Raw genomic sequence first — 6560 nt, forward strand, 5'->3', positions numbered from 1 at the left:
GCCCGGCCCACCCGTTCTCGCGTGACCGGCGAGTGCTTCCGCGCGGCTTTTGAAGAACTCGACCTCGCCTTCGCGTAGCAGCAGGATCCGGTCGGCCGCCTGTAAGAGGCTCGGACGATGGGTCGACACGATGATCGTGATACCGCTCGCCTGTGCCTGACGCAGCATCTCCGCCAGCATCGTCTCTCCGTTTGTATCGAGGTGCGCATTGGGCTCGTCGAGGAACAGCAAGCGCGGTCGTCCGAACAGCGCACGGGCGAGCGCGACGAGTTGCCGCTGACCCGCCGAAAGGCCGCCGCTCTCCCGGATCGACAGCATCGTGTCATAACCCTGCGGCAGCCGCAGGATCATCTCGTGCGCACCGGCCCGCCGGGCCGCGTCGATCACCGCCGCGTCAATGTCGCCCGGCGCGTCGGCGGACACGCCGCTGAACCGGGAAATGTTGGCATGTACGCTGGCCGGGAACAGCGTCGGCGTCTGGGGCATATATCCGAGATGCGATCCGAGTGTCTGCTCGTTCCAGTCCGACAGGCGCGCGCCGTCGATGCGGATTTCGCCCGAGTTGGGCCGGATCGCACCGACAAGCGCGCGCAACAGGGTCGACTTGCCCGCACCGCTCGGCCCGACCAGCGCGACGATTTCCCCCGGCACCGCCGTGAAGCTCACCTCTTTCAAAATCTCGGTGTCGCCACTCGGCACGCGAACGGACACCCGCTCGACTTCGAGCCGCCCCTTCGGATCGGGAAGCGATGTCGTCATCGCGTTGGCCGGGTTGATGGCGAGGAAGCGGGAAAGTTCGCGGTATGCGGCGCGGGCGCCCGTCACGTTTTTCCAAGCGCTCAGAATCTGCTCTACCGGCTGAAGGGCGCGCCCGACCAGCAGCGACGCGGCGAAAATTGCTCCTGCAGAGATGCTTTGCTGGATGGCAAGCCAGGCACCGAGCGCGAGCGCGAGCGACTGGAAAAGCAGTCGCAGGAACTTCGTGCCGGCCAGAAATGCGCCCGACGTGCGCGCGACCTCGCCCTGATCGGCGACGACCGCGGCACGTTCGGACAGGTGCCGGCCAACCAAGGCTTGGCACATTCCGAGAACACGGCCCACTTCGGCAGCGGAGATCGAATAATCCTGCGATCGCGCGAGCACGCCCGCGCCCGCCGACGACACCGCGATCCCCGACCGCGTCGCGCGTTCCCCGAGAAACGCCACGAGGCTGAGCAGGACGAGCGCGGCGACTGCCAGCGCGCCGATCCAGACATGCAGCAGGAAACAGACGATGAGGTAGACAGGTGCCCAGGGTGCATCGAAAACCGCCACGACCGCCGGTCCGACCAGCGTGCCACGCACGGTATCGAAATTGCGCAGCGCGGCCGCGCGCTCCGCCGCCGTCGCGCGGTTCGCGCCGAGGATGCGGTGCAGGATGGGGGGGGCGGCCAGTTTCTCGAGCCGCACGCTCGCCCGAAGCAGCAACCGCATGCGCACGAGATCGAGGACCGCGAACACAGCGAGCGTCACCATCAGCACCACGATCAACGCCAGCAACGTCGCCCCACCGCGCGTCGGGACGACACGGTCGTAGACCTGCAGCATGAAGATCGACGGAGCCAGATACAGGATGTTGACCAACCCGCTGAACAGCGCTGCTCCCCACAGATGCCGACGCGCGGCACAAAGTGCATGCTTTAGAGGGTGGAGCACGGAATGGTCGGACATTGCGACTTTCGGATCCAGGCGGCGCGCCCGGCCGCCGGGGCCGGACGCGCCTCGTCATATGTGGCTCAGGCGAAGCGTACTTCGGTGCGGATCGCGGCGCGACGCCGCATCCCGATACCCACTGCGCCGAAGCCGATGATCATCATCGCCCAGGTTGCGGGTTCCGGCACTGCAGCGACGCTCTGCGAGACGGTAATCGTCACCGGTGACTGGTCGATGTCCGATGCCAGCGTAAATGCGCCGGTCAGCAAGGAAGGCATCGCCGTCGTGCCGGTGAACAGTTGCGACCCCAGGAAACCGCGGAAATCTCCGTCGGGAAGTTCTATCGTCAATCCACCGTCGAACGCGGTAGTGTTGAACGTCACCGACGATGCGGTCAGGCCCACCCCACCGAACGTACCCGGCGTGTCGAACACCGTGAAGAATCCCGCGCCGATCTGAGCCGGGGGCGCCAGGGCGGCGCTGTCGATCGCGAAGCTGGCCTGATAGCCGCCCGTGATCTGGAAAAGGAACGTCGCGGCATCCGCGGGCGTCGCCGCGAGCGCGAGCGGGGCAGCCATCATCATCATCGCAGTCTTGGTGTTCATCATGTTCACTCCCTGTTGATTGTCGTGGATTGCGGCAGACCCGGAAGGCCGTTTGCAAGCGGGCCGGTCAGCGGCGGCGGTGTCGCCGGCAGGACCTGTGGAGAGGGCACCGGCAGGATGACGGGCGCGTCGCGACTCCGCCCGCTCGGCACCGACAGCCGATCATAGGCGTGCAGGACGGGCACGAACGGGCCGATCTGCGACCGCCGCTGCCTGGCGAGATTTTTGGTGGGATCGTAGGGCGTGACCGCATCGACCAGCGCGTCGGCCCGAAGCCGGCCGATGAAGGCGAGCAGGGTCGCCTGGCCGAGATACTGGCCGTACCGCGCGTTCACGACCAGGATCTGGGCGTTGAGCAGACGCTGTTCGGAATCAATCACCTCGAAATTGGACCGGAAGCCCTCCCGGAAGCCGCGTCGTACGCCAGAAGCCGCCGCCTCCGCCGCCTCGATCGCCGAAAGTCCGGTGCGCAACTGCTCCTGCGCGGTGACCGACTGGTTCCAGGCGTTCAGGACCCCGGCCGCGATGTTGCGGCGCGTATCCTCGATCTGGAAACCGGCGGATTGCTGCGCGGCGATCGCGGCCCGGACGCGCGACCCGACCACCCCCTGCGTTAGGATCGGCATCGTGAAGGTGATCCCCCCGCCAATGTTCCTGCCCAGATCGCGCCGCTCGAACCCGAGCGGGTTCACGTACCCGAACGACCCCTGCGCGGCGAGCGTCGGGTTGCGCTCCGCCCGCGCGGCAGCGATGCGGTGACGGCTGGCCTTTTCCGCCAGCCGCGCCTGCCACAGTACCGGGCTGTCGTCCGCGGCAAGCCTTTGCGCCTCGTCCGACGCCACCGGCACACCTGGTAGCGGCGGCTCCGCATCGAGTGGGCCGGGGTTGCGCCCGACCAACGTAGCGAAGCGGGACCGGCTCTGTTCGAGATTGGCGCGCGCCTGCGCCAGTCCGGCACGGATGAGGAACAGTTGCGCCTGTGCCTGCGAAACATCCGTACGCGAAAGATCGCCCTCCCGCTCGCGCGACCGGTTCTGCGTCACCTGCCGCTCGTAATTTTCGACCGCGCGCATCTGGATCGCGATCAATTGCTGGTCGCGGCGCACCGACACATAGGCGTCGATCACCTCCAACAGAGTGCTGTTCTCCAGCTCGCGCAGCCGTTCCCGGCCCGACAACACGTCCGCCTCCGCTGCTGAAAACTGCGCCGCGGTCCGGCCGCCGCTCGTAAGCAACTGGTTCACGGTCAGTGCGACACCCACCGTGCGCTGTTCGAATACGGTGAACCCTTCGGTCGAGATACCGCGCTGGCGCCGTTCGTTGTAGTTGAGGTTGCCATTGATCTGCGCGCCGAGGCGGTACGGGCTGAGCGCCTCGATCACCGTCTCGTCCAAAGCGCGCAACTCCGCGCGCTGCGCCTGGAGCCGTGGATTACTGCGGTATGCATCGACGATCGCGTCGGCCAGCGATTCGCCGGACGCCGGACTGCCGATGAGCAGGAGCGACACGACTACCCTTGTGCCCCCGCGCCTGCGCCATGCGGCCAGCAGCGAACGGTGACCTTCGCCACACGCGGAACGTCGCCGCGCCTGGTGGCGGGTGCGGTCGTTGGCTGTGCTGGCCGGGGTCGACACGTACGGAATTCCGATGAGCTTGAAGGAAGAAGGGACCGGGGCGGCGCGGCGCCGCCCCGGTCGGCCCGGTCAGGCGAGGGTGACCGCACCCGACGACATGGCGTCACCCATCGTGTCGTAGAGGAAGAAGGCCGCGTCGCTGATCTCGAACGCGTGGCCGAGCGTGGCCGCACCCAGCGCCGCGGTGAATGAGCCGGGCAGCGCGCCGCCGTCGGTGGTCGCCGCACCCGCCTGCACCGATGCCAGCTCCATAACCCGCCCATCGGTGAAGTCCTCGCGGCCTCCCGAGACGAAGTCGTACCACCAATAGCCATCCGACCGGCCCGCAGCGCGGAGCACCGCCCCGCCTTCGCCGACCAGTTCCGCGGTGTCGCCGCGCACGCTGTTGTCGAGCAGCATCAGCGCGTTGGAGCCGACCGTGATGAGGCCGTTCAGATCTGCGCCGCGCAACTGCTTGGTCGTCGCGATCCGGTCTCCGCCGCTCCAGTCGAGGATCCGGTCGAATCCGCTCACCCCTTGCGTGTCGAACGCGAATGTATCGCTACCCGCGCCGCCGAACAGCTTGTCGTTACCCGCGCCGCCGTTCAGCCAGTCGTTGCCGCGCATGCCGTACAGCGCATTGTCGGCGACGTTCCCGGTCAGGCGATCGGCACCGTCACCGGTCACGACATTCTCGATCCGGCTGCCGCGCGCGATGGTGAAGGCATCGCGTCCGCCGAACCGCGTCGTGACACCCTCGATCAGCGAGACCTCCACGTTCGCGGCGACCGCGGCGGCGTTGATCCAATCGGTGCCGCCATTCGTGTCCGACAGCGTGCGACGCCCGTCCTCCCCGGCGATCCCAGCCATCGTGAAGAACTCGCCGGTATAGCTGTGGACGTCGTCGGTCGACGGCGTCGAACCGAACATGTCCAGCTTCAGGCTGTTGATCGTCAACTGCCGATTGATTGTGTAGGTGAACGGGCTGTCGGGGCCGTTGTCGTTGCTTTCGCCATAGGTCTGGAACTGAAGCGTCCATTCGCCCTTTGTCTCGACGCCCCGGAAGCCGGAGAAGCCCATCACGTAATCCTGATTGGCATTCTCTCGGCTCACCGATTGCACTGTTCCGGGAATACTTGCCATCCCTTCAGTGCCATCCGGCGCGATGAGCTTCAGTTGCGTCAGGCCCAAGACGGTGAAGAGCTCGCGTCGCACGACGCCCTGAGCATCCAGAACCTGAATGAATGTTTCGAAGTTGATGTTCAGGTCGAGGTGCTCAACGTCCATGCTTTCCGCAACATTGAACTTGTAGCTCACTGGCGGCTGAAGAAAGCCGTTGAAGAATTGCACGGCAGTCGTTGCATTGTCCAATAGTCGACCATTCGTGGTGACACCGGCAGCAATGACGCCCGTCGTCATCGCCACCTCGTTCGCAGACGTTTTGGCGGAGCCGAACAGGGACCATACTTCGGCCATGCGGACCGCATTATACGCATCGATCGCGCCGTAACCGTAGTCGGAGCTGTAATGCATCGCTCCACCGTTCCATCCCGCGGCGTCGCCGGAGAGCTGGAACGAGCTTTCGTTGAAACGACTATTGAATGGTATGACGAAGTTCCCGGCGATGATCTCCGAGTTGAACAGCACGGGACCGGTTTCGAACGCGACCGGCATCTTGGCCGATGCGGCAAGGATGTTCTTCACATCACGCCAGCCGAGTTGCTCGTTGGCGTCGAGCATCAATGCGACGACACCCGACGCAACCGGCGTCGCGCCGGACGTTCCGCCGAACTGATCCGTATAGTCCGCCGGCCCCGTGGGATCGAAAGACGTATTGTAACCGGCCGTACCAAGCAGGTCGGTCGTGATAAGACCGGCACTGTTCAAGCCGAACAAATCGTTCGACGGCGCGGCGACCAGCAGATGCGCCCCGCGCGTGCTGTATGACGAGGCGGCACCATCAGCCTCGCGGTAGGCGGAGATCGTCACCGTATGGCGATCGGTCTTCCACCCGTCCGCCTGCCCGTCGAGACCATCGTTCCCGGCAGCCGCTACGGCGATCGTGCCGAGGCCGCCCCGGCCCGTCGCAGCGGCGAATTCGACCGCAAAGGACTGCAGATAGCTTGCGGTGCCAACCACGTTGCGGGAGTTCACCGAACCGATGGCGCCTGCCCCACCGTAGCTGTGGTTCGTGATATCGTACCGGTTGATCTGGGCAAGAGCCTCCAGGATCAAGGAACCGTTGTTGATGCTGATCGGACTGGCGGGGTCGAAGATGTTCACGCCGGTCACCTTCGCGTTATAGGCAACGCCTACGCCGCCGCGATCGTTCAGCGCAGCCGCGATCAAACCGGAAACTGCGGTGCCGTGCGATCCGGGAACGGCATCGCCGGCGTAGGTGACGCCGTTGATGACGACGTGGCGGGAGGCGTCATAATTCGCGCTCAGATCCCAATGCACGCTCTGCACGCCCTCGTCGAAAACGCCGACATGGACCCCGCGGCCGGTATAATCCCGCCATACCTTAGAGCCCAACCGGAAATTAGGTTGAGCGATTTCAGCCAGTTGTGATTCACCGAGGGTTGCGAAGACCACGGGGATCATATGGGCTGGACCGAAACCGCTCGCCGCGAGCATGACAGAAGAAGGC

The 6560-nt window shown here is 65.4% G+C and carries 4 protein-coding genes; all 4 read right to left on the reverse strand.

All coding sequences use genetic code 11. The features are described from left to right. Window positions 1–1710, reverse strand: a 1710-nt coding sequence (locus tag QLH51_RS19475) for a type I secretion system permease/ATPase (RefSeq protein WP_125662681.1), incomplete at its 3' end; no start/stop codon positions are given. 65 nt (window positions 1711–1775) lie between these two features. Beyond that, complete coding sequence (locus QLH51_RS19480) at window positions 1776–2300, reverse strand: PEPxxWA-CTERM sorting domain-containing protein (protein WP_125662685.1); 525 nt, start codon at window positions 2298–2300, stop codon at window positions 1776–1778. A 2-nt stretch (window positions 2301–2302) separates the two neighbouring features. Further along, complete coding sequence (locus QLH51_RS19485) at window positions 2303–3805, reverse strand: TolC family outer membrane protein (protein ID WP_164516259.1); 1503 nt, start codon at window positions 3803–3805, stop codon at window positions 2303–2305. Between the two features lie 195 nt (window positions 3806–4000). Continuing rightward, window positions 4001–6560: S8 family serine peptidase (locus QLH51_RS19490; RefSeq protein WP_283514669.1), on the reverse strand; the 2560-nt coding region annotated here is incomplete at its 5' end.

This window comes from Sphingomonas sp. 2R-10, assembly GCF_030062225.1.
Lineage (GTDB): Bacteria > Pseudomonadota > Alphaproteobacteria > Sphingomonadales > Sphingomonadaceae > Sphingomonas.

Bases quoted from the DNA above. Each gene is read 5' to 3' on its own strand.
- QLH51_RS19480 (WP_125662685.1), bottom strand. From the start codon at position 2,300: ATGATGAACACCAAGACTGCGATGATGATGATGGCTGCCCCGCTCGCG.